The 24,210-nt window shown below is 53.3% G+C and carries 17 protein-coding genes; 11 read left to right on the plus strand and 6 right to left on the minus strand.

Annotated features, from left to right (window positions below):
• Positions 1-52: 52 nt before the first annotated feature.
• The 3 genes from kduD to uxuA all read left to right on the plus strand — a co-directional run bounded on the left by kduD (position 53) and on the right by uxuA (position 3,511).
• Positions 53-796 (plus strand): 2-dehydro-3-deoxy-D-gluconate 5-dehydrogenase KduD, encoded by a 744-nt coding sequence (gene kduD, locus KO497_RS00280; protein WP_215941969.1) that lies wholly within the window; start codon positions 53-55, stop codon positions 794-796.
• A 77-nt stretch (positions 797-873) separates the two neighbouring features.
• Positions 874-2,325: a mannitol dehydrogenase family protein gene (locus tag KO497_RS00285; RefSeq protein WP_215941970.1), complete on the plus strand. Its 1,452-nt coding sequence runs from the start codon at positions 874-876 to the stop codon at positions 2,323-2,325.
• A complete protein-coding gene (gene uxuA, locus KO497_RS00290) occupies positions 2,318-3,511 on the plus strand; it encodes a mannonate dehydratase (protein WP_215941971.1) in 1,194 nt (397 codons plus the stop codon). Before KO497_RS00285 ends, uxuA begins: the two co-directional genes overlap by 8 nt.
• A gap of 102 nt (positions 3,512-3,613) precedes the next feature.
• Here the strand turns inward: uxuA and KO497_RS00295 are convergent, their stop codons facing one another.
• Positions 3,614-4,603, minus strand: a complete 990-nt coding sequence (locus KO497_RS00295) for a LysR family transcriptional regulator (protein ID WP_215941972.1) — start codon at positions 4,601-4,603, stop codon at positions 3,614-3,616.
• A 274-nt stretch (positions 4,604-4,877) separates the two neighbouring features.
• Between KO497_RS00295 and araD1 the strand changes: the two genes are divergently transcribed.
• The 5 genes from araD1 to dusA all read left to right on the plus strand — a co-directional run bounded on the left by araD1 (position 4,878) and on the right by dusA (position 11,604).
• The gene (araD1, locus tag KO497_RS00300) at positions 4,878-5,870 is read left to right on the plus strand and encodes an AraD1 family protein (RefSeq protein WP_215941973.1); all 993 of its coding nucleotides are present in this window, start codon (positions 4,878-4,880) and stop codon (positions 5,868-5,870) included.
• An 8-nt stretch (positions 5,871-5,878) separates the two neighbouring features.
• Entirely contained in the window at positions 5,879-7,624 is a 1,746-nt protein-coding gene (araD, locus tag KO497_RS00305) for an L-arabinonate dehydratase (RefSeq protein ID WP_215941974.1), read from the plus strand.
• 151 nt (positions 7,625-7,775) lie between these two features.
• Entirely contained in the window at positions 7,776-8,756 is a 981-nt protein-coding gene (locus KO497_RS00310) for an NAD(P)-dependent oxidoreductase (protein ID WP_215941975.1), read from the plus strand.
• A gap of 9 nt (positions 8,757-8,765) precedes the next feature.
• A complete protein-coding gene (gene ade / locus KO497_RS00315; protein WP_215941976.1) occupies positions 8,766-10,460 on the plus strand; it encodes an adenine deaminase in 1,695 nt (564 codons plus the stop codon).
• Between the two features lie 148 nt (positions 10,461-10,608).
• Positions 10,609-11,604, plus strand: a complete 996-nt coding sequence (gene dusA, locus KO497_RS00320) for a tRNA dihydrouridine(20/20a) synthase DusA (RefSeq protein WP_215941977.1) — start codon at positions 10,609-10,611, stop codon at positions 11,602-11,604.
• A gap of 83 nt (positions 11,605-11,687) precedes the next feature.
• Here dusA and KO497_RS00325 read toward each other — a convergent pair whose 3' ends face one another.
• Together KO497_RS00325 and KO497_RS00330 are read right to left on the minus strand one after the other, a co-directional pair.
• Positions 11,688-15,371: an efflux RND transporter permease subunit gene (locus tag KO497_RS00325; RefSeq protein ID WP_215941978.1), complete on the minus strand. Its 3,684-nt coding sequence runs from the start codon at positions 15,369-15,371 to the stop codon at positions 11,688-11,690.
• A complete protein-coding gene (locus KO497_RS00330; RefSeq protein WP_215941979.1) occupies positions 15,368-16,486 on the minus strand; it encodes an efflux RND transporter periplasmic adaptor subunit in 1,119 nt (372 codons plus the stop codon). Before KO497_RS00330 ends, KO497_RS00325 begins: the two co-directional genes overlap by 4 nt.
• Before the next feature lie 622 nt (positions 16,487-17,108).
• Between KO497_RS00330 and KO497_RS00335 the strand changes: the two genes are divergently transcribed.
• The 3 genes from KO497_RS00335 (at position 17,109) to der (ending at position 20,806) form a co-directional block, all read left to right on the plus strand.
• Positions 17,109-17,768: a hypothetical protein gene (locus KO497_RS00335; protein WP_215941980.1), complete on the plus strand. Its 660-nt coding sequence runs from the start codon at positions 17,109-17,111 to the stop codon at positions 17,766-17,768.
• 31 nt (positions 17,769-17,799) lie between these two features.
• Positions 17,800-19,224, plus strand: coding sequence for a PQQ-binding-like beta-propeller repeat protein (locus KO497_RS00340; protein ID WP_215941981.1), 1,425 nt, complete (start codon positions 17,800-17,802; stop codon positions 19,222-19,224).
• Between the two features lie 91 nt (positions 19,225-19,315).
• Positions 19,316-20,806 carry a ribosome biogenesis GTPase Der gene (der, locus tag KO497_RS00345; RefSeq protein ID WP_215941982.1) on the plus strand — a complete coding sequence of 497 codons (1,491 nt, stop codon included), beginning with the start codon at positions 19,316-19,318 and terminating at the stop codon, positions 20,804-20,806.
• A gap of 223 nt (positions 20,807-21,029) precedes the next feature.
• On the opposite strand, the gene xth is transcribed toward der, so the two are convergent.
• The 3 genes from xth to KO497_RS00360 form a co-directional block, all read right to left on the minus strand.
• Positions 21,030-21,860 carry an exodeoxyribonuclease III gene (xth, locus tag KO497_RS00350; RefSeq protein ID WP_215941983.1) on the minus strand — a complete coding sequence of 277 codons (831 nt, stop codon included), beginning with the start codon at positions 21,858-21,860 and terminating at the stop codon, positions 21,030-21,032.
• Positions 21,861-21,938: 78 nt separating this feature from the next.
• A complete protein-coding gene (locus tag KO497_RS00355; protein ID WP_215941984.1) occupies positions 21,939-23,138 on the minus strand; it encodes an NAD(P)/FAD-dependent oxidoreductase in 1,200 nt (399 codons plus the stop codon).
• Positions 23,139-23,252: 114 nt separating this feature from the next.
• Positions 23,253-23,594: a hypothetical protein gene (locus KO497_RS00360; protein WP_215941985.1), complete on the minus strand. Its 342-nt coding sequence runs from the start codon at positions 23,592-23,594 to the stop codon at positions 23,253-23,255.
• Positions 23,595-24,210 lie beyond the last annotated feature (616 nt).

Raw genomic sequence — 24,210 nt, forward strand, 5'->3', positions numbered from 1 at the left:
CTATACCGATATGGATTTCGTGAAACCTGCTGATATGCGCTAAGGGGTTCATATGTCTGATCTATTTTCTCTCTCAGGGCGTAAAGCTTTGGTCACCGGTGCCAATACTGGCATCGGTCAAGCCATCGCTGTGGCGCTTGCGGGCCAAGGCGCGCATGTGATCTGCGCGGGGCGGCGCGCCTGCGATGACACCCTGGCGATGATTGAGGCAAACGGAGGGACAGGCGCAAACCTGTCTCTCGATTTTGCCGATCCGATGGCCGCCAAGGACGTGTTCACAGGGCAGGGGATTTCGATCCTCGTCAACAATGCAGGCATCATCCGCCGCGAGGATTCAGTCGACTATTCCGAAGAAGACTGGGACGCTGTGATGGACGTTAACCAAAAGGCATTGTTCTTTACCTGTCAGGCCTTTGGCAAGGAATTGATCGCGCAAGGCGACACAGGATCGATCGTGAATATCGCGTCTTTGTTGTCGTTCCAAGGCGGCATTCGCGTGCCGGCCTACACCGCGTCCAAACATGCTGTCGCGGGGATCACCAAAATCCTCGCCAATGAATGGGCACCCCATGGCATCACCGTCAACGCCATCGCGCCGGGCTATATCGCCACCAATAACACCGAAGCCTTGCGCGCCGATCCCCTGCGCAATGATGCCATCTTGGCGCGTATCCCCGCAGGGCGTTGGGGCGATGCCGAAGACATCGGCGGCACAGCGGCCTATCTCGCATCAAATGCCGCCAAATACGTCACCGGCGCCGTGCTGAACGTAGACGGCGGCTGGCTGGCACGGTGAGGTGAAAACAACAAGCGCGACCAAATCGCGCTTGTCCTCTCGCGACAAAGCCGATCTCGGTTAAGGATAAAAATATCATGACAGACAGCACTTCATTACCCCGGCTGAGACGTACAAATGCAGACAAACCTGATGTCGGCATTATTCACCTTGGGCTTGGTGCCTTTTACCGCGCTCATGCCGCAATCTATATCGCTGAGGCGATGGAAAAATCTGGCGGCGATTGGGGTATTGTTGGCGTATCCTTGAAATCGCCAAATCAACGCGACAAGTTGGTCCCACAAGGCTGCGCCTATACGGCACTTGAGCTGGCTCCGACCGGCCCGGTCCCGCATCATATCGAAGTGGTGCAAGATGTTCTTGTGGCGCCTGAAAATCCCACAGCTGTGCTGGATGCAATGAGTGATGAGGCCGTTAAAATCGTCACGCTCACTGTGACCGAAAAAGGCTATTGCCATGAGCCCTCTACCGGTAAGCTATTGCAAAGCCATCCTGATATTGTAAATGATCTCGCAGACCCCTACGCGCCTGCCTCTGCCCTTGGGTTTTTGGTGCGCGCCTTGGATCGGCGCCGCCTGAATGGCCTGCGCCCGTTCACGGTCATGACCTGTGACAACCTACCAGACAATGGCCATGTTTTGCGTGGTGTTATACTTGAATTGGCTGCGCTGATCTCGGAGGATCTGGCCTCTTGGATCGCCTCTGATGTCAAATTCCCCAGCACCATGGTCGACCGGATTGTCCCTGCCACCAAAGCCGAAGATATCGACACACTTGGCGATCTGATCGGCAAATATGATGCCTCGCCCGTGATGATGGAACCTTTTCGACAATGGGTGATCGAGGATGATTTTGTTGATAGTCTACGACCTGATTTGGGCGCAGTTGGTGTTCAATTGGTTGAGAATGTCACCGAATTTGAAGACATGAAGCTGCGTTGCTTAAACGGTACGCATTCCACTCTGGCCTATTTGGGGTATTTGGCTGGCTTGACCACCATTTCCGACACGGTGGCAGAGCCTGCATTTGCGCGTTTCGTGAAATCGCTTTGGACAGATGAAATCATCCCGGGCCTAAAACCACCCAAAGGTGTTGATTTGCAAGCCTATGCAGATGCCTTGTTCGCGCGGTATCAAAATCCATCCATTCGTCACCTCACATGGCAGATTGCCATGGATGGCTCGCAGAAATTACCGCAGCGGATATTGAACCAATTGGAAACCGGACTGCAAGCCGGACGTCCGATGAAAGGGCTGATCTTGGCTGTTGCAGCATGGATGCGCTATGTCGGTGCCGTGGATGAAAAAGGCGCTGCTATTGATGTGCGTGACCCTATGGCCGCGCTCTTGAAAGACCTAAGCGATGCTGCTGATACAAATGTTCGAAAAGTGCAATCTTTCCTCGCCATAGACGAGATTTTTCCAACATCCTTGCAGGATAATCCTAACTTTGTCGCCCAAGTCACCACCGCCTTTGACGGGCTTGTCGAACTGGGTGCTTATAAAATGATAGAGGCATATAATGATTGAATCTTGGCGCTGGTACGGACCGCTTGATAAAATTGAACTTGGCGAAATTGCCCAAACAGGTGCGCTTGGCATCGTCAATGCCTTACATGAAATCCCCTATGGTGAAGTCTGGACGCGCGAGGCAATTGCAGCGCGCCAAACCATGATTGCGGATGCGGGGCATGGGCAAAAATGGCATGTTGTGGAAAGTCTGCCGATCCATGAACGGATCAAGCGCGGCGAGGGCGATTTGACCGAACTGTTTGCCAGCTATCGTCAATCTATGGCCAATCTCGCAGCCGAAGGGCTGACAACGATTTGCTATAACTTCATGCCTTTGATCGACTGGACGCGCACGCGGTTGGATCATCCGCTCAAGCATGGTGGAACATCTTTGCGCTTCGAACAGCGTCAAATTTGCGCGCTTGAGATGTTCATGTTGGAACGCGACGGGGCGGAAAACGACTTTTCGCCCGAGATCATCGCGCAAGCAAAACAATGGTATGATCACGCCACTGAAGATGACCAAACGAAATTGGTTGCCGCCATCATGGCGGGGCTTCCGGGGGCTTATGAGCGTTATGATGTCGCGTCAATGAAAGAAGCGCTAAAGCTTTACGATGGCATTGGCCGAGATGATATTCGTCGCAACTACGCGCGCTTTTTGGCCGAAGTCATTCCTGCCGCGCAAGATTTGGGGATGCGCTTTGCGGTACACCCTGACGATCCGCCCCGTGACATTTTTGGTCTGCCGCGGGTGATGTCAAATGCCGAAGATATTGCTTGGGTTTTTGCACAACAAGATGTTGTGGAAAATGGTTTGACGCTTTGCTCTGGGTCGCTTGGGGCCAATCCTGCCAATGATGTACCTGCGATTGCGCGCAAGTTTTCGGATCGTATTCATTTCGCGCATCTGCGCAATGTGGCCAAGGATCCTGACGGATCGTTTGAAGAGGCAGCACATTTGGAAGGTGACACCGATATGGTAGAACTCGTGTCGGTTTTGTTGGGCGAAGAACAAGCGCGCAAAGCGGCAGGCCGTGAAGATTGGGAATTGGTGTGGCGCCCCGATCATGGGCATGAACTTTTGCATGATATCGGATCGGGTACACATCCGGGCTATCCTTTGCTTGGTCGTATGCGTGGATTGGCTGAAATGCGCGGCGTGATCAAAGCACTATCGCATCAAAACGTAAAATTTAACTAAGCCTGCGTCCAATGTGGCGTTCAAACGATACGAGCTGTTTCATGGCGGCCCATTGATTTGGGCCGCCTTTTTTGGGTGAATAACTAGATAATATCTATGTCACTAAACGTTTGTCGGGGTTTCAATGCCAATACCGTCGCACAACAATCGCAAAACTGACTGTGCAACAGGGGGTAAAAGACTGCCTGAGCGGGTGATGAGGCCATAATCCTCAACCTCGAAATCAATATCGGTTTTGATAATTTGCACCAATCCAGGTGTCTCGGATGTCGTACTGTCGTCGCCTTGATAGGATGTAAATGTCTGCGCCACAGAGGTTGCCACCGGAGCCACGGCGTTGGTTTGTGAAATCGTTGCCAGAACCAGTAAAAACGATGAGGTTCTGAGCACACGTTCGGGAAGCGGAAACCCTCTGTGCGCCAGAGCTTGGCTGACGGTGTTGTGCAAAATTGCGCCCGCGTCAGGCATAACCCAGTCATATTTCAATAGGTCAGCCACAGGAACCGGAGTGCTTGGATCTTGCCCTTTACGTTGCAGCACTGGGTGGCCATGCCGTGCCACAAGGCTCAAAGGCTCTTTGCTCACCACAGTCATATTGAACAGTGAGGGATCTACGCCTTTTGGCAAGCGCGCCAATGCGAAATCAAGTTGCCCGCTTTGCAGCATGGGTCCAAGGGCGTCAGACGTCCCAACTTCCACTTCGATCTGGATGTTTGGCAAAGCGATGCGTGCCTGTCTGAGCGCGGGCAGCACATGTTCAATTGCGGGGCCTGTGACCGCTCCGATTGAAACCTTGCCCGTTAGCCCCGATTTCAATTCCGTTATTTCGCGGTCTGCGTCTGAAATTTCATGCAAAATCCGTCGTGCACGGTGGGCCAAAGCCAAGCCTTCGGGAGTCAGTTCGATCCCACGACCCGCGCGCGTATAAAGCGGCGCGCCGATGATGCGCTCGACCTCTGAGGCAAGGCGCGATGCCGCCGGTTGCGCAATGCCTATAACCTGCGCTGCGGAGGAAAGTTGTTCTTCGCGCATCAAGGCATCTGCTAGTCTTAGGTGGCTGATTTTTAATCCTTTTTTGAGTAGTCGATCCATTGGGTGAGAGAGGCCTTATAAGATAAGTTGGGCGTACCATCGATGCAAACCGATGTGAATTTAATATGTAAAAAATGGTATATTTATATCTTATAATATAATTTGACTGAGATGTATCAAAAGTTTTGAATGCAGTGCACTGAAATGACCATATGCGCCAATGTTTGGCCTTGTTGTGACGCGACAGGTAGTTTTTGGCGCCCAGCCATCACGAGGGTCTCGCAGTTGTACTGTGCGCCTCGTGGTGGGATCAATAAATTTAGGAAAGAACATCATGCTGCTCTCACAAATTCAAAACGCCCTTGGGGGCATCACTGTTGTCGCGCGTGACGGGTCCGAAGCCTACGCTGTGAAAGAGGCCTCATCGACCTACGCTTTGGCGATGGAAGCGGCGGAAACGGGCAAGTCTTTGGCGGAAGTGATCCAAGCCCATGGGTTTGGTGAGGCGATTGATTTGAATGCGGCTTACGCCGAGGGTCGCATGATGTTGCCAATCCACCATGAAGACCCTGCCCATTGCCATTTGACAGGCACAGGCCTGACCCATTTGGGGTCTGCCTCGACACGGTCCTCCATGCACGCCAAGGCCAACACTGATGCGCCTGTGACTGACACAATGAAGATGTTTCAAATGGGGATTGAGGGCGGCAAGCCTGCTGATAATGTTGAAGGTGCGCAGCCTGAATGGTTTTACAAAGGTAATGGCACTCAAGCTGTGGCCGCAGGCGCGCCGCTGACATCCCCGAGTTTTGCAAAAGACGCGGGCGAAGAGCCAGAAATCGCTGGCATTTATGTGAACTCTGCCGATGGCACGCCGTTCCGTGTCGGCTTTGCTTTGTCCAATGAGTTTTCCGATCACATTACTGAGCGTGGCAATTACCTGTGGTTGGCGCATTCCAAGTTGCGCCCTGCTTCTTTCGGTCCTGAGCTGTTGGTCGGCGAGCTGCCCGGCGATGTGCAAGGCATGTCGCGCATCTTGCGCGATGGGGCTGTGATCTGGGAAAAACCGTTCTTGTCAGGTGAAAACAACATGTCGCATACTGTGGCGAACCTTGAGCATCATCACTTTAAATACGACATTTTCCGTCAGCCCGGTGAAGTGCATGTGCATTTCTTTGGCACCGCAACATTGTCATTTGCCGATAGCATTTCCACTCAAGATGGCGATGTGTTTGAAATCGAAGCCCCTGAGTTTGGCTTGGTTTTGCGCAATCCATTGATCCAGCAGCCTGCTGTGTCTGGCACCGTCACCGTTAAAGTTTTGTAAGGTATCTCATGACATTTACACCAGCCCCTTGGCCCCGCAAACTGCGTTCGCAATCTTGGTACGGCGGCAATTCACGTGACACGATTTACCATCGTGGCTGGATGAAAAACCAAGGCTATCCGCATGATTTGTTCGATGGTCGTCCGATTATCGGCATCTTGAACACATGGTCAGAATTAACACCGTGTAACGGCAGCCATATGAAAGAGCTGGCCGAAAAGGTCAAAGCGGGTATTTGGGAAGCGGGCGGTTTTCCCGTGGAGGTGCCTGTATTTTCAGCCTCAGAGAACACTTTTCGCCCCACAGCGATGATGTTTCGCAATCTGGCGGCTTTGTCGATCGAGGAAACCATTCGCGGACAACCTATTGATGGCGCTGTGCTTTTGGTTGGCTGTGACAAAACCACGCCATCGCTGATGATGGCGGCGGCCTCTTGTGACATTCCGTCGATTGTCGTCACGGGCGGGCCTATGCTGAATGGTCAATTCAAAGGTGAACGTGTTGGCTCTGGCACCCATCTTTGGAAATTCTCGGAAGCCGTGAAAGCGGGTGAGATGACCCAAGAGGAATTTTTGGAAGCCGAACAGGGCATGTCGCGCTCAACAGGCACCTGCAATACTATGGGCACGGCCTCGACGATGGCCTCTATGGCGGAAGCCTTGGGTATGGCTTTGTCTGGCAATGCGGCCATCCCAGCGGTGGATTCGCGTCGTCGCGTGATGGCGCAAATGTCTGGTCGTCGGATCGTACAAATGGTCAAAGATGACCTAAAGCCATCTGACATCATGACCAAAGCCGCGTTCGAGAACGCCGTGCGCGCCAATGGCGCAATTGGCGGATCGACCAATGCTGTTGTGCACTTGCTGGCGCTGGCGGGCCGTGTCGAGGTCGACTTTACACTGGACGATTGGGACCGTTGCGGGCGCGATGTTGCCACCATCGTGAACCTTATGCCGTCAGGTAAGTATCTGATGGAGGAGTTCTATTATGCTGGCGGTCTGCCTGTTGTCTTGCAACGTTTGGGGCAGGGTGGTCAGTTGAACAAAGACTGTTTGACCGTGTCTGGCGAAACCATTTGGGACGAAGTGAAAGACGTCGAAAACCACAACGAAGACGTGATTTTGCCGCTTGATCAGGCGTTGACACAACAAGGCGGCATTGCTGTTTTGCGGGGCAACTTGGCCCCCAAAGGTGCCGTTCTCAAACCCTCAGCCGCCTCGCCGCATTTGCTGAAACACACAGGGCGGGCCGTGGTGTTTGAAGACATCGACGACTATAAAGCCAAAATCGAAGACCCTGATTTAGATATCGATGAAACCTGCGTGATGGTGATGAAAAACTGTGGTCCCAAGGGCTATCCCGGCATGGCTGAGGTGGGCAACATGGGCTTGCCGCCGAAAATTTTGAAAAAAGGCATCACCGATATGGTGCGCATTTCAGATGCGCGCATGTCTGGTACGGCTTACGGCACGGTTGTTTTACACACTTCGCCTGAGGCTGCCGCAGGCGGACCTTTGGCCGTGGTGCAAAATGGCGATATGATCGAGATGGATGTGGAAAACCGTGTGCTGCGTTTGGATATTTCCGATGCAGAATTGGCCGCCCGCTTGAAAGCATGGACGCCCGCTGAGAGCGCGCCAACCTCTGGCTATGCCTACCTGCATCATACCCATGTTGAAGGGGCCGATACCGGCGCGGACCTTGATTTTCTCAAGGGCTGTCGCGGTAATGATGTTGGCAAAGACAGCCACTAAGGGCAGATTTTAGGCATCAGTCATGTGACTGTAAATTCATCAAAGGGGGCGTTTCTAGGGACGCCCCCTTGTCTTTTGGCACGTGGTCCTAGATCACTTTGATACGAAATCTATAATTCGATCTAAACGCGTACCAAAAGAGACGACACATATGAAATTCTTCCCGATGTTCCTTCGGATGGTGGACCGCGATGTGATCATCGTGGGCGGCGGCGAAACAGCGGCACAAAAAGCACGGTTGATGCTGAAATCTGAGGCGCGGATCACCTTTGTTGCGCCTAACCTAGATGATGAATTGCAAGCGCTGGTGAATGAGGGGCGTGCCCGCCATGATCGCGGGGCAATCACGCCTGAGACCTTTAAAGGTGCTGCTTTGGTTTTTGTTGGCACTGGTTGTCCGGGACTGGATGCCGCGATTCACACGCTTGTGCGCGTGTCTGGAGCCTTGGTCAATGTTGTCGATCAACCGCATCTGTGTGAGGCCAACACGCCGAGTCTTGTGGATCGTGATCCTTTGGTTGTGGCCATTGGCACCGAAGGGGCCGCCCCTGTGCTGGCACGTCAGATCAAAACGCATCTGGAGCAGGTGCTTGAACCGAAATTGGGTGATCTTGTGGCGCTCGGCGGGCGATTGCGCTCTGCCGCGGCTCAACACGTTCACAAAGACAAACGGCGCGCCTTTTGGCGTTGGGTCTATGCTGACAAGCCGCGTCAGTTGCACGCGCGCGGTGCCGAACGCGAGGCCGCCGAGCTGATTAAATCCGCAATTCATGCAGGTGGCGCGCCCGATGATGCAGGCCAAGGGCAAATCACTGTGGTCAGCGTTGGGGCGATGGATGCTGATCTGATGACCCTGCGCGCTGTGCAGCGGATGCAAGAGGCTGATTTGATCATCGCCGCAGACCCCGCTTTCGCATCTATTTTTGAGCTGGCACGCCGTGATGCGGATCGTATTGTCGTTGGCAAAGACCACGGCACCGCCGCGTGGCGCTTGTCTGATCAACGTAAAGCGGCCAGTGATGAGTGTCAAAACGGCGCGCGCGTTGTATGGCTGGTGCCTTCCCGTGATGCAGACCGCGCTGCAATGGGCTTTGATCACACCGTGGAAATTATTCCTGCCGTGATGTCTTAGGAGAGCGATATGTCCGATCTAGAAACACGTATTGCGCAAGCCAAAGGCGATGATATCGCAGATATCGTCCTTAAAGGCGGGCGTATTTTTGACCTGATGACAGGGGAGCTGCTTGAGGGCGATGTCGCCATTTGTGGCGACCGCATCGCAGGTGTGTTCGATAGATATGAAGGAAAGCAAGAGATTGATGTCACGGGACAGATTATTGTTCCGGGATTCATCGATACGCATTTGCACATTGAAAGCTCTTTGGTGACACCGTTCGAATTTGATCGCTGCGTGACACCGCGCGGGGTCACAACCGCGATCTGTGATCCGCATGAGATTGCCAATGTCATCGGCCTTGATGGTATTCGCTATTTCCAACAGGCATCCGAGCACACATTGATGGACATTCGCGTGCAATTGTCGTCCTGCGTGCCATCGACGCATATGGAAACCGCTGGGGCTGAGTTGCTGGCAGATGATCTGAAACAAGTCATGGGGCATGCCTCAAGTATCGGTTTGGCCGAATTCATGAACTACCCCGGCGTGATGTTTCGCGACCCAAGCGCCATGGCCAAGATCAAACTGTTCGAAGATCAGCACATCGACGGCCATTGTCCGCAGCTTTCAGGGCGTGATCTCAACGCTTACATCGCCGCGGGCATTCGCACTGAACATGAGGCGACGACCTTTAACGAGGCGCGTGAAAAACTGCGCAAAGGCATGAGGGTGCTTATTCGCGAGGGCTCTGTGTCCAAAGACCTGCACGCCTTGCAGCCGCTTTTGACCGATATCACTTCTGCCTATATGTGCCTGTGTACCGATGATCGCAATCCTTTGGATATCGGCGAACATGGCCATTTGGATTACATGATCCGCACGCTGATTGCGCTTGGCTGTTCGCCTTTATCGGTATACCGCGCCGCCAGCCTGTCTGCGGCTGAGGCCTTTGGCCTGAAAGATCGGGGCATGATTGCGCCCAGCAAACGCGCTGATATTGTGGTCGTCGATAGTTTGGAAAATTGCAATGCTTCCAGAGTGTTCTGCGGTGGAGTTGAGGTAAACAATGAGGCATTTGAGGCCCGTGCAAAAATCGCACCCGTGGCCCGAAATTCCGTAAAAGCACCACGCGTGACTGCGCAGGATTTTCGCACCACCGGCAACCGTGAAGAGACGGAAGTGATTGGCATTCTTGAGGGCAAGATCATCACTGAACACCTTCATGACGTGATCCCGATCGAAGATGGCGATAAAAAACCGGACCCTTCGCGCGATCTGACGCGGATCACGGTGATCGAGCGTCACGGCAAGAACGGCAACATCGCCAGCGGTTTCGTCAAAGGCTTTGGGCTGAAAGCGGGGGCGATTGCCTCGACTGTTTGTCACGATCATCACAACATCGCCTGCGTTGGTGTGGATTACGACGACATGGCACTGGCCGCCAATCGGATGAGCGAGATCGAAGGTGGATTTGTTGTTGTCTCAGGCGGCAAGGTTTTGGCCGAACTGGCGCTGCCTGTGGCCGGATTGATGAGCCTTGAACCGTTTGAAGTGGTGCGCGATGCGTTGATTGATCTGCGCGCGGCGGCGAAATCTTTGGGCGTCACTCTGGAAGAGCCGTTCTTGCAATTGGCGTTTCTGGCCTTGCCTGTCATCCCTGCGCTAAAGATCACCGATCGCGGGATGGTGGATGTGCATAAATTTGAGATTATTAGCTAGGGACGGCACAAAATAAGTATCATGATCTGGCTCTGATGTTTGACCCGTTTTGTACCTCGCATCACGTGAGCTCGCACTGTATAAGCCCCGCAAAATCTAATTTCGGCTATAACCGAGCTGATCGATAAAATGAGCGATGAACAGCAGTATGAATGTCAAAGATATAAATTTAGACACTAGCGCCCGCCTGTCCGTTGCACCGATGATGGCGTGGACGGATCGGCATTGTCGGTATTTTCACCGTCTGATGTCTCATCATGCTTTGCTCTATACAGAGATGGTCACAGCCCCCGCGCTGGTCCAAGGCGGTGCCGCGCATTTGTTGGATTACAACGCAGCGGAGCATCCTGTGGCGGTGCAGCTTGGCGGGTCTGATCCGGCTGAACTGGCTTTGGCGACCAAGATGTGCGTGGATCAGGGCTATGACGAGGTGAACCTCAATGTCGGCTGCCCCTCTGATCGTGTGCAATCTGGGGCCTTTGGGGCTGTGTTGATGAAATCGCCTGATCTGGTCGCGGATTGCGTGCAAGCGATGATCAAGGCCTCAAGTGTTGAGGTGACGGTAAAGTGCCGTATCGGTGTGGATGAGCAAGAGGCGCATGAGGTTCTGCCTGCTTTTCTGGCCAAAATGCAGGGCGCGGGCGTCAAACGTTTGACGATCCATGCGCGCAAAGCGTGGCTGCAAGGGCTGTCGCCGAAAGAAAACCGCGATATTCCACCGCTTGATTATGATTTGGTACATGCGATGAAAGCGGATTTTCCCGATCTTCACCTGTCGATCAATGGCGGTATCGCGGATGAGGCGACGATGCTGTCTCAGCTCGACGTGATGGATGGGGTGATGGTGGGCCGTGCGGCTTATCATCAGCCCTATGATATTTTAGGCAATGCGGATGCCTTGGTGTATGGCGATAGGCGCGCGGCATTGAGCCGACGCGAGGTTGTGATGGCCATGGAAGAGTACATCGAGCGGCACGTCGTGGCAGGGGGCAAATTGGCCCAGATCACGCGTCACATGCTGGGGATCTTTGCGGGGCAACCCGGCGCACGTCGGTGGAAACGCATCTTGTCAGAAGGGGCCTATAAAGAGGGGGCTGATTTTAGATTGGTGCGCGAGGCTTTGGCCGCGATGGATGATCTTTAACTCAAATTTGGCGATCTGACCCAATCTTCGCTGCATACAATCTGGCCCAATTGAAAACGCCCCCAAAACTGGGGGCGTTTATTTTATTCTGCGGCGGATGCGGGCTTGCCGCTGTTCGCAGGCGGTTTTTGATCTTTAGGCGCTTTCTTTTGATCCTTTGCTTTCGGCTTTGGTGAAGCCTCCGCTTGATCATCTGCGCCCAATCCAACATCTGGCTGATCATGGTAGGGTTCAAGGTCCCAGATAAACTCAGGATTGTTGGCCCGTTTGGCTTCGCGCGCCAAGGTAAAGTCACGCGCGGTTTGACCCTGTCGTCCAAGGGCTGCCGCGGTCACCGTCACAACGTACCGCAAAATCACCCAGATCCAAACCCGAAGCGCCAGCATCGCGGGCGTGAAAATCAGCGTTAAAACCGTCGCGATGCCAAGACCAAACACCACAGCCGTGGCCAAGTTGGTCCAGAACGCCGCTGTGGGCGAGTTCAAAGAATAGCCACCGTTGATGAAATCCAAAGACAGACCAAACATCATCGGAGTCAGACCCGCCATCGTTGTGATGGTGGTCAAGAGCACGGGGCGAATACGATCTTCGGCTGTGCGTACAATGGCGTCAATGCGGGGCATGATCCGCGAGTATTCTTGATAGGTGTCGATCAACACGATGTTGTTGTTCACCACAATCCCCGCGAGCGCGACAACCCCCGTGCCGGTCATGATCATGCCGAAAGACATATCCATCACCAAAAGACCCACAAGCACGCCAGCGACAGACATCACCACCGCCAAGAGCACCAGAACAGAGTTGTAGAACGAATTGAACTGGGCCAGTAAAATGATGAACATCAAGGCCAAAGCGGCGGCAAAAGCCTTGCCAAGGAAGGCTCCGGTTTCGCGTTGTTCTTCGTCATCGCCCGTCCATTCCCACGCGACACCGTCGGGTAGAGGCGTCTCGTTTTCAAGCCAGTTTGTCAAAAACGCGACACGCTCTGCTGGGGTGATGGCGATGCCGTCATCTGTGGTCATTTCTGAGGCCACGCCCGCTTTCACATCGAAATAACGTTTTTGATCCACGCGGTCGATTTGTGCCAGTTTCTGCACAGGTTCGCGGGTGATGAAGTTGGACAGAGGCACAAGACCGCCAGCGGTGCGCACCTTGAGGTTATCAAGCGTGGACATCACACGGTCTTTTTCAGGCAAGCGCACACGGATGTCGATTTCTTCATCTGAGCTTGGCACCCGCATCGTGTCTAGGGTGATCCCACGTGTCACGAGCTGCACCATACCGCCAACAGTGGCCACGTCTGCGCCATAACGGCCCGCTTTGGCCACATCGACATTGATCTTCCAGTCGATGCCGGGCAGGGGGCGGGTGTCTTCGATTTCCGTCAGGGCTTGAGTGGCCTCAAATTTATCGCGCACGATTTGAACGGCCTCATCAAGCACATCGAAATCGTCACCGACAAGGCGCAGATGTACAGGTTTCGCCGAAGCAGGACCGCCAGACAAGGCAAGGATTTCGGCGTAGATGCCTGGAATCTGATCAAGGCGTTCTTGCAGCTCATCCAAGACTGTGTTGCCGTTGTATTCTTCGGCCACATGGGTATCTTCAAAGAACAAGAACCCATCTTCAGTCACTGTTGGACGTTCGGCCCAAGGAATCAATTCCACTTGGATTTGACCAATGGTGTCACGCGGGCCTTCGCCGCCACCTGTGTTGGCGTTCAATCCGCCAGACCCCGCAAAGGCAAAGGCATTGTCGACACCGACTTGGGTCAAAACCACATCTTCAACTTGGCGCACCAGAGCGTCTTTTTCATCCAACGACAAGTTGCCACGGGCGCGCACATAAATGATCGCCTGCTCTGGCTCTGTGTCGGCGAAAAACACGACGCCTTTGTTGTTGGCACCGTAGTAGCCGAAAATGCTCACAACACTCAAAATAACCGCAGCGATGGTCACAACAGGCATCACAGGATTGCCCGCGATGGCATAGGTGAACCAGCCAAAGGCAGAGCGTTTGTAGCCGGCGCGGATTTTTTGTTCTTTTTTCTCACGCGCCGATGCGGCCAAAGTAATGCCAGACAATGCAGAGCCGATGAGAAACACCCCAGCACCAGCGATAAGACCCACGGGGCCATCAGGGGCTGTGCCGCCAAACAGGTAGCCGGGGTTCATCAATTGACGCAGGCCCACGAATACCATGTAGGTCGAGGGGACAACCAATGCGGCACGCACAAACCATGGCAGATGCGCTTTGAGAATGGCTGAGCTGCGATCAAACAGGCGCGAGATACGGCCCGAAACACCGCCCATAACAGGCAGATAGATCAAGGCCACGATCAAGGATGCAGAAAGCACGAAAATAATCGTGACCGGCAACATGCCCATGAATTCGCCCGCAACGCCGGGCCAAAACAGCATCGGCAAAAAGGCGCAAAGCGTGGTCGCGGTCGAGGATACAATCGGCCAGAACATGCGTTTTGCGGCTTCAACGAAAGCCGCCATCGGGCCTTCGCCCTCGGCCATTTTGCGATCTGCGTATTCCACGACAACAATCGCGCCGTCCACCAGCATACCCACAGCCAAAATCAAACCAAACATAACGATATTGGAAATGGTGATGCCCATGAGGCCAAGCAGGATGAAACACAGCAAGAAAGATGTGGGGATCGCAAAGCCAACCAGCAAAGCAGACCGGATGCCCAAAGAGGCCAAAACGACGATCATCACCAAGGCAACAGCGGTCAAAACCGAGCCTTCAAGCTGGCTCACCATCGATGCCACTTGCGTGGATTGATCATTTGAGGTGCCGACATTGATCGCTTCTTGCAAGGCTTGCGGCCATGTGGCGACTTCTGCGTCGACCTCGGTTTTGATCAATTCGACCGTATCGATAATCGGAAAACCTTTGCGTTTGACAACTTGCAGCGCGACACTGTCAACGCCGTTAAAGCGCGCTGTGCCTTCGCGGTCTTCAAAGGTCAGACGAATAGACGCCAGATCGCCAAGTGTGATGATGCGGTCACCGTTCACTTTGACAGGCAGCCCCATGACATCACTTTGGTCATTGAAAGAGGCAGGGATTTTGATCGAAAACGTCCCTGTTGCGGTGGACACTTCGCCTGCGGCCACCAGTTGGTTGTTCTGGGTGACGACTTGAATCAACTCTGCTGCGGTGACGTTGTAGGATTCAAGACGCAAGGGGTCGATGATCACTTCAAGCATCTCGGCGCGATCCCCTGTCAGGGCTGCTTCCAAAATGGGTTCAAGCCCTTCCAGACGGTCTTGCAGCTTGCTGGCGTATTGTACCAGCGTGCGCTCTGGCACGTTGCCGGTCAGATTGACGATCAAGATCGGAAATTCGGAAAAGTTGATTTCGTTGATCGAATAATTATCTGCGCCCGCAGGAAATTTGCCCTCGGCACGATTCATACGATCGCGCACATCGGCCATGATTTTGGTCTTGTCCCAGCCGAATTCAAACTGCAACGCGACACCCGCATAGCCTTCTGAGGCTGTGCCAGTCATCACATCCAGCCCATCAAGATCGGACAGCTCGGTTTCCATTGGCTTGACCAACAGACGTTCACTGTCTTCAGCTGAAATGCCTTGGAAGGGCACAGAGACAAACAAAGCCGGAATTTCGATATCCGGTTCGCCCTCTTTGGGCAGGCTCACATATGCGGTCGTCCCCAAAACAAGGGTCAGCGCAATAAAGGCCAAGATCATTCGGGCGCGTTCACCGGCCCAATCAACGATTCCCGTCATTGGGCTGCTCCTTCAAAATGTGGATCAACCAAGACGCCTTTGCTGACATATTCTTGCCCGACTGTGATGATGTCCACGTTTTCGGGCAAGCCCGCGACCCAGATACCGTCTTGGGTGTCGCGGATCACTTCGATGGGCATGAAGTCAACGATATTGTCAGCGCCTACAGTGCGTAACCCGATCAACCCGTCGTTGTTGAGAGTCAAAGAGGATTGCGTCACCAGATGCGCCAAACGTCCAGCAGAGGAAATGCCGATTTCAACTGTTTGACCATCGCGGATGGCAAAATCTGTATTGGGCACTTCGACTTCAACGCGGAAAGTGCGTGTTTCTGGATCTGCAGAGCGCGATAGGAATGTCACGCGACCTGTGACCTCTTTACCCGAGATCAAGCGAGCGCCTGCCAATGCGCCAACTTCGATTTTGTCGACTTCGGTTTCAGGGGCAAAGCCAACCAATTTGATCGGATCAAGCTGAATAACGGTTGCACATTCTGTGCCAGCTTGCAGGGATGTTCCAAATTCTGCCGTATCTGTTTCCAGTAGACCCGCAAAAGGCGCTGTGATTTCAAGACGTTCGATGTCTTTTTGCGCAGTCGCCACCGAGGCGCGCGCGTTTTCTAATGCGGCTTCGGCGGACAGAACTCTAGTCTCGGAAGCATAACCGCCCTCTGAGAGTGTTTGCGCATTGTTCAAGCCAACTTGCGCTTCTGCAAGCGCCGCACGAGCTTGGGCCAATGTTGAGGCGCGCGTCCCAGGATCAAGTTCGCACAGCATCTGCCCCTGTTTAACATAAGCGCCTTTTCGCAAAGGTTCTGAAATCACTTGACCGGCGGTTTGCGCCGCGACGGTCACTTGGCGCGCCGCCTGTGTTTCGCCGCGCAAAATAACCGCGCTGTCCAACTCACGCGCAACAGAATGTGTGGCGACAACATGTACGGCTTTTGTGAGTGTTTCTTCCTTCAAACCGGGTGGAGCAAAGGTGTCCGTTTCGGTTTCGGCGGCTTCCTCGACGACAGGCGCACCAGCCCCAGCGGTAAGACGGTCGCGTTCAAAAATAAAGAAGTACAGAGCCACACAAACGAGCAGGGCGATGAGGATTGACATAATACGCATGGGGTAATTTCTGTGTCCGTTGGTCTTAGGCGGCTTCGAGCCGGATTTAGATATTAGGCTTGATCGGCGGAAATAGCGCGCGAAAGCCTGCAGATTGAGTAACTGTTTTGGGTCTGTTCAATCGTCAGGCTCCAAATCTTGTGTCGGTCTTAAAGAGATTAACATTGTCGTCAAGATGGGGAAGAGCAATGTGTTTCGCAAGATGCGAGGTCACATTTCATCACTTATCTGTGCAAAACAGGCATATGTGTCGTTGAACCTTTTGATTATCCGTATTTTTCAGCGTTGTTTAGATGGCTTTGGCGCGATTTCGACCATTTCTGGATGAAATCAAACGCATTTGTTAAAAAAGTTTTTAAAATAGCATTGGGTGAGGAAATTTTGGTCCATTTTGTATCGGGATGAAAGGGGCGCAGGGGTGACTGAAAGGCCTTAATAGAGGCTAAGCTATTTGTATTGTCCTGTCTGTGTTTCTTGCTCAATGGCGCGCATCATCCGTGCAATGTTTCACATCCTCTTGGCAAGGGTTCGTGGTTCGGGGTAAGAGAGGGCCAACACGATAAATATGTGCGACCTCATCTGAGGTGTACAGACCAAAGTTTGAACCGACCCGGGGGCCAATGTGAGTAATACTGACAGTTTCATCGACGAAGTGACCGAAGAGGTCCAGCGCGACAAGCTTTACGCGGCTTTACGCAAATATGGCTGGATCGGGATTGTTGTCGTTGTGGCGATTGTGGGCGGTGCTGCCTATAATGAATGGTCCAAAGCCAAGGCGGCGGCTGTGGCCCAAGCCAACGGCGACGCGATTACGGCGGCGTTGACCGCAGGTGGCGATGACGCATCGGCGCGGGCAGATGCATTGGCATCGGCTGGCGTTACAGGATCTGCGCGCATTATTGCCGACATGGTACGAAGTGGCGAATTGCACGCTGCAGGGGACGTCTCTGGTGCGATCGCAGCCTTGGCGCCCTATACGGTTGACGCCACACTCGATGCTATCTTCCGCGATTTGGCGATATTGAAAACGGCAATGATCGGCGCAGCAGACATTCCGCCTGAGGACCGTATCGCGCAATTGGCGGGCATCGCATCACCTGGCGCGCCGTATCGTTTGTTGGCCGAAGAGCAAATCGCAACAGCGCAGGTCGAATTGGGCGATATAGAGGCCGCTGTCGCGGGATTGCGCGCGATTGCGCAAGATGTTGACGCCACAGAGGCGCTTCGTCGCCGAAGCCTTCAGATGATAGTTGCACTTGGGGCCGATCCAATCGCACAATAAGCCTAGATAAATGATTTTGCGGCCATGCACGATGTCAGGGCCAATTAACACGGGCCTACAGCGTGGGCACGGGCGCTCTCTAGAATATGAGCGTAAGAAAACGACATTTGACGAGGGGATCATCAACATGATCGCGCAGTTTGGTAAAACAGGGCTTTTTCTTTTGGCCGTCGGCCTGTCGGCTTGTGGTGACAAAGAGGTGATCTTGCCCGGAGAGCGTCTCGATCTGCGTGATGGTTTGGCCATTTCGAGTGCAAACGATGTTAAGGTGGCGAACAGCTCTGTTGCGATCTCACTTGGCGCGCAGGTGACGCGGGCCAGTTGGACGCAAACGGGTGGATCAGCCAGCCATGCCTCTGGTCATAACGCATTTACTGCGACCACCCCGACCGTGGCATGGGCCACGCCCATCGGCCAAGGCAACACACGCAAATTGCGCATGACCTCGGCCCCTGTGGCGGCCAACGGATATGTCGCGGCCTTTGATGCGGGGTCTCATGTGACCGTTGTATCAGCCTCGACTGGGGCTGCTGTCTGGACCCAAGATATTACTCCGGCCAGTGAACGGCAGGGCGATGCCTCTGGCGGGTCTTTGGCCATCTCTGGATCAACATTGTTGGCAGCGACCGCTTATGGTGACATCATTGCGTTTGATTTGGCCACAGGCGCACGCGCTTGGACCCAACGCATCGATGCGGCTGGCGGGTCTGGCCTGACAGTGCATCGAGGTCTGGTCTATGTGGTGGGCGGCGATTCGCAAGTCTGGGCCATCGATCTGACGACAGGCTTGGTCAAATGGCAAATCAGCGGCCCTGAAACGATTGCCTCACGGGTCGGCGCACCTGCGCCTGCGGTGAATGATCGCTTGGCTGTTGTGCCTTTTGCTGCGGGCGATGTCTACGGGCTGTTTCGCAAAGGCGGCACGCGTCTTTGGTCTGCCTCGCTCGCGGGGCAACGTGCTGGGCTAGTCTATGCTAATGTTTCTGATATCACCTCTGATCCTGTGATCGTTGGCAGCACAGTTTACATGGGCAATCAGGCCGGGCGCTTTGCGGCCTTTAATATGGAGACGGGCGAACGCCGCTGGACGGCCCGCGAAGGGGCCTATAGTGCTGCCTCAGTTGTCGGCGGCTCAGTGTTCATTATCTCGGATCGTGCTGAATTGGTGCGTTTGTCTGCCTCAAATGGCAATCGCATCTGGGGGCAGCAATTGCCCTTGTTCACCACGGATAAGGTGAAAAAACGTAAAGATGTGTATGCACATTACGGACCTGTTGCTGCGGGCGGTAAACTTTGGGTGGCCTCCTCTGATGGGATGCTGCGCGGGTTTGCCCCTGAATCTGGCGCTTTGGTTACACAAGTGAGCCTGCCTGCCGGCGCTGCCAGCGATCCGATTGTCGTGGGCGGCGTGATGTATGTCTTGCTTGAAAACGGCACAATGGCGGCTTTGAACTAAGCCCCCATCACGACGACCTGAGCTTTGCCCCTTTACCCCAAAGGCCCTTTGGGTGTATCGGGGCGACTTGAGATGAAAAGCGGGATCACCCATGAGTTTTACACTAGCAATTGTCGGCCGTCCGAATGTGGGCAAATCGACCCTGTTCAATCGTTTGGTTGGACGCCGTCTGGCATTGGTTGATGACCAACCCGGCGTGACCCGTGACCTGCGCGAAGGCGAGGCCAAGCTGCAAGGCATGCCCTTTACCGTCATCGACACCGCTGGTTTGGAAGAGGCCACAGATGAAAGCCTGCAAGGCCGGATGCGTGCGCTGACCGAACGCGCTGTGGGTATGGCCGATGTCTGCCTGTTCCTTGTGGATGGCCGTACAGGCATCTTACCGGCCGACGAAGTGTTCGCTGACATTTTGCGTCGCAAATCTGCGCGGGTGATTTTGGGCGTGAACAAAGCCGAAGGTCATGCGGGCGAGGCAGGGTTCTTGGAAGCCTATTCTTTGGGGCTTGGCGAACCTGTGCGCCTGTCTGCGGAACACGGCGAGGGCATGTCTGACCTCTACGATATGTTGTTGCCGATCTCTGAGGAATTCGAAGAACGTGCCAAGCGCGACACACCTGATGTTGACGTGATTTTGACCGATGAAGATTTCGATGAAGAGGGCGACACTTTAGGGTCTTCACGTGAGTTCACCTTCGAGAAACCGCTTCAGATTGCCGTTGTTGGTCGCCCGAATGCTGGTAAATCCACCTTGATTAACAAGCTCTTGGGCGAAGAGCGTTTGCTTACCGGTCCCGAGGCGGGCATCACCCGCGATAGTATTTCTGTCACCATGAATTGGAACGACACACCTGTGCGTGTGTTCGATACCGCTGGGATGCGCAAAAAAGCCAAGGTACAAGAAAAGCTGGAAAAGCTGTCTGTCTCTGATGGTTTGCGGGCGGTTAAATTCGCGGAAGTTGTAGTTGTTTTGCTGGATGTGTCTATTCCGTTTGAACAACAAGATTTGCGCATCGCCGATTTGGCCGAACGCGAAGGCCGTGCCGTTGTAATCGCTGTGAACAAATGGGACGAAGAAACCGATAAATCCAACAAAGCCAAATTCTTGCGTGAAGAATTCGCGCGTTTACTGCCGCAACTCAAAGGCGCGCAACTGGTCACTGTTTCTGCGAAATCAGGCAAGAACCTTGATAAGTTGCAAGAAGCGATTTTGAAGGCGCATGAAATTTGGAACCGCCGCGTTCCTACGGCCCGCTTGAACAGTTGGCTTAAAGCCATGTGTGAGGCACATCCGCCCCCCGCACCGGGTGGACGTCGGATCAAGCTGCGCTATATGACCCAAGCCAAAACCCGTCCACCGGGGTTCGTGGTGATGTGTTCGCATGCTGACAAACTAAACGAGAGCTATAAACGATATCTTATCAATGGCTTGCGGGTCGACTTTGATATGCCCGGCACCCCCATTCGTTTGTGGTTCCGTGATCAAGGTGACGCCAATCCGTATAAAAATAACACCAAATCAGTACCATCACGCCTGCGCAAACACCTTGGTAAAGGTCGCGCCGACGATGGGAAAAAATGGTAATCAACACGCTTTGATCGTGTTTGGTTGATAAAAACGTCTGCAGGTTACTCTGCAGGCGTTTTTCGTTTGCGGCAGATGAAGACAGAGTTATGGGGATAACCCCATGCTGGGCTCATGTCTTTTGTCCGATCCGGATGCAGCCTATTTGATCACGTTTGTGCGATCTAAATGTGAGCGTGCTACAGGTCTCGGGTGCGTTTTTTATATTTTCTATAATTTTTTTTTAGAGATCGATTTCTATCCAAATGGGCACATGGTCTGATGGCTTGGATTTGGCCCGTGCATAGGCATCGATTTGGCAGTCTTGCAGCCGATCTGCCGCTTGTGGCGAAAGCAAAAAGTGATCGATTCGAATGCCATCATTGCGATCGAAAGCACCCGCTTGGTAATCCCAAAACGTATAGGTTTCATCTGCGCTGTTTTTCACCCGCAAAGCGTCCGTAAACCCAAGGTCCATCAACATGCGGAACTTTTCGCGGCTTTCAGGGCGGAACAACGCGTCCTTGCGCCACGCATCAGGACGTTTGGCGTCTTCGGCCTGCGGGATCAGATTAAAATCACCAGCCAGTAAAAATGGTTCTTCGAGCTGCAACAGATCTCGCGCGCGATCCTGCAGGCGCTGCATCCATTTGAGCTTGAAATCATATTTTGATCCCTCAACGGGTGTGCCGTCGCTGTTCAAGTCAACTGGGTTGCCATTGGGCAGGTACAACCCGCAGATGCGCAGGGATGTCGTTTTGCCAATCACCGTCGCCTCGATATAGCGCGCCTCGATATCATCCGCGCCGTCACGCCCCATGCCCGCGCCATTTGGCAGGCCACGGGTGACATCTTCCAACGGGATTTTTGACAAAAACGCCACGCCGTTGAATGATTTTTGGCCATGGGTTTCAACGATATAGCCCATGTCTTCGAAATGCGCGCGGGGGAAATTTTCGTCCACGGATTTGATTTCTTGCAAGATCACCACATCGGGATCAGATTCTTTAAGCCAATCTGTGAGCGCGTCTATGCGGGCTTTGATACCGTTGATGTTAAAGCTGGCAATTTTCATGACGCATCCGTTATGTTTGTGGTGTTGGTCTTTACGCAACCAAGTTTAAACGCGCAAACCCGCAAGGGAAAGCGCTGATCAGGCTCGATCTGCAATAGCGCGCCCTGCGGCGGCGGCAGATGACCAAGCCCATTGAAAATTATAACCCCCAAGCCAACCGGTCACATCGACAACTTCGCCGATGAAATACAGACCCTTGAGCTGTTTGCTTTCCATGGTTTTCGAACTCAGCGCATCTGTATCAACCCCGCCAAGGGTCACTTCGGCGGTGCGGTAGCCTTCGGACCCCGTGGGTTTCAGGGGCAGGGCATGCAAGGTCTCACTGAGATCCTGCAATGCCTTGTCGGATTGATCCGCCAAATTGCCCGATAGTTTCAGGTTTTCAGCCAAAGTTGTGGCCAGTTTTTTGGGGAAAAGCGTTGCCAAAGCCGTGCTCATTTGGCGGCGACCATTGTCAGCGCGCTCTTGGCGTAGTGCGTCAAAGATCGATCTGTTTGGCATCAGGTTGGCATGCACCGTATCGCCTTCAACCCAATAATTCGACACTTGCAACACAGCAGGGCCAGAAATGCCGCGATGGGTGAACAAAAGCGCTTCCTCAAACGAGGTGCCATTGGCCTCCAGGCGGCCATCTAGCGCCGTGCCAGCAAGCGGCACGATCCACTCCAGCTCTTGCGGGCCAAAGGTCAGGGGCACCAATCCGGGGCGTGTATTTGTCAGCGGCACGCCAAATTGCGTGGCGATCTGATAACCTATCCCCGTCGCGCCCATTTTCGGGATTGATTTTCCGCCCGTGGCCACAACGATATTGGTTGCTGTCACGTTGCGCCCCGACAGGGTTGCACGAAATTCAGTACCATCATGCGCCATCGCATCAATTGATGTGCTTAAAGCAACCTCAGCGTCCTTGGCCTCAGACAGCAACATATCGATGATTTGGGTGGCCTTATCGTCGCAAAACAGCTGCCCCAGTGTTTTCTCGTGATAGGCGATGCCATATTTGGCGACCAGTTCGATGAAATCCCATTGCGTATAACGCGCCAAAGCCGATTTGGCGAAATGCTTATTTTGGCAGATGAAGTTTTCAGGACCAGCAAACATATTGGTGAAATTGCAACGCCCGCCGCCAGAAATGCGAATTTTGTCACCAGCGCGTTTGGCATGATCCACAACCAAAACACGCCCGCCTTTGGCCGCCGCAAATCCAGCACACATCAGGCCTGCGGCCCCTGCACCTAAAATGATCGTGTCGTAATGGGAATGGGTTATTGTGTTCATGGAGGCGTAAAATATCAAATCGCCTGATGAGGCAAGTGTTTCATGCCTTCGCAAAACGTAAAAAGGCGACCCGTGAGGGCCGCCTTTTAGAGAAGGAGGAGATTTGGTTTGGTATTAATTTACAGAAACGTCGACGTCTTGAGTGGCAGCAACTGAGCCGTTTGTTGTCAGAACCGCGATAACGTCTTGGTTGGTGATTGTGTCAAAGCTCACGCGTACATTTTGGTTTGCACCAGCGTGGACGGCTTGTGAGCCGAGCAATTTGCCTTGGCCGTCTGCTGTCAATTCGTAAATATCAACAACGCCGTCTGTTGAGGCACGTACGAGATCCAGTTCAACGTATGATTTCAGATCTTGTGAGCGATCTGCAAAGATGTGGTCAGATGCGAAAGCGGAAGAGCCTGCTGCGATCAGAACGGCTGCGGCTGCGAGTGTTTTTACGGAAGTGTTAAACATGATGTGTCCTTTCAAGACGTATTGATATGTGTGTCTGGCAGCGTGCCTGTGTGGCTTCATTGCTGCCTTGCCAAACGATCTATTCCAATTTCAAAGGATTGTAAGGGGTTGATAATTCACGAAAAAAAGAGCGGTAACTCACGGCTTAGTGAGTGCTTTTCTGCTGACAAAACCCTGCATTTGCGCGCAGACGGATAGGTGACACAGTGTTCTATGTGGCCGCATTGCCAAATTATGAGGTGTTTTCCATAGGTTAGGCATACGTGTCTGGGGATGTTTTCTGGACAAAGTTAAAAAAGCAAATGCATGGATGTGGCCGTGACATTGCGAAATGGCAGTGCCGGAAATCAGCATTGAGGTCACATGAAACAGAAATGTAATACGACTGTAATAAGGGGCGTAACAAAGCCGAAATGCTCACGAAAAAGAGAGTAAAAGAGAGCGAAAAAAGCTGAGAAAAAGGCGTGAAAAATCCAAAAAAAGGATCTCAAGATTTTAACCGAATCTTGCGACACGTCTTGATGCGGTTCTGCATATTATTTCTGATACCCCCAAACGGGTTTTGCTATGAGATCGTGGTGGTGTCATCAGATTTGCAGAAACAAATGCGGGCTGA

The sequence above is a fragment of the Pacificibacter marinus genome, from assembly GCF_018860665.1.
GTDB lineage: Bacteria > Pseudomonadota > Alphaproteobacteria > Rhodobacterales > Rhodobacteraceae > Celeribacter > Celeribacter marinus_A.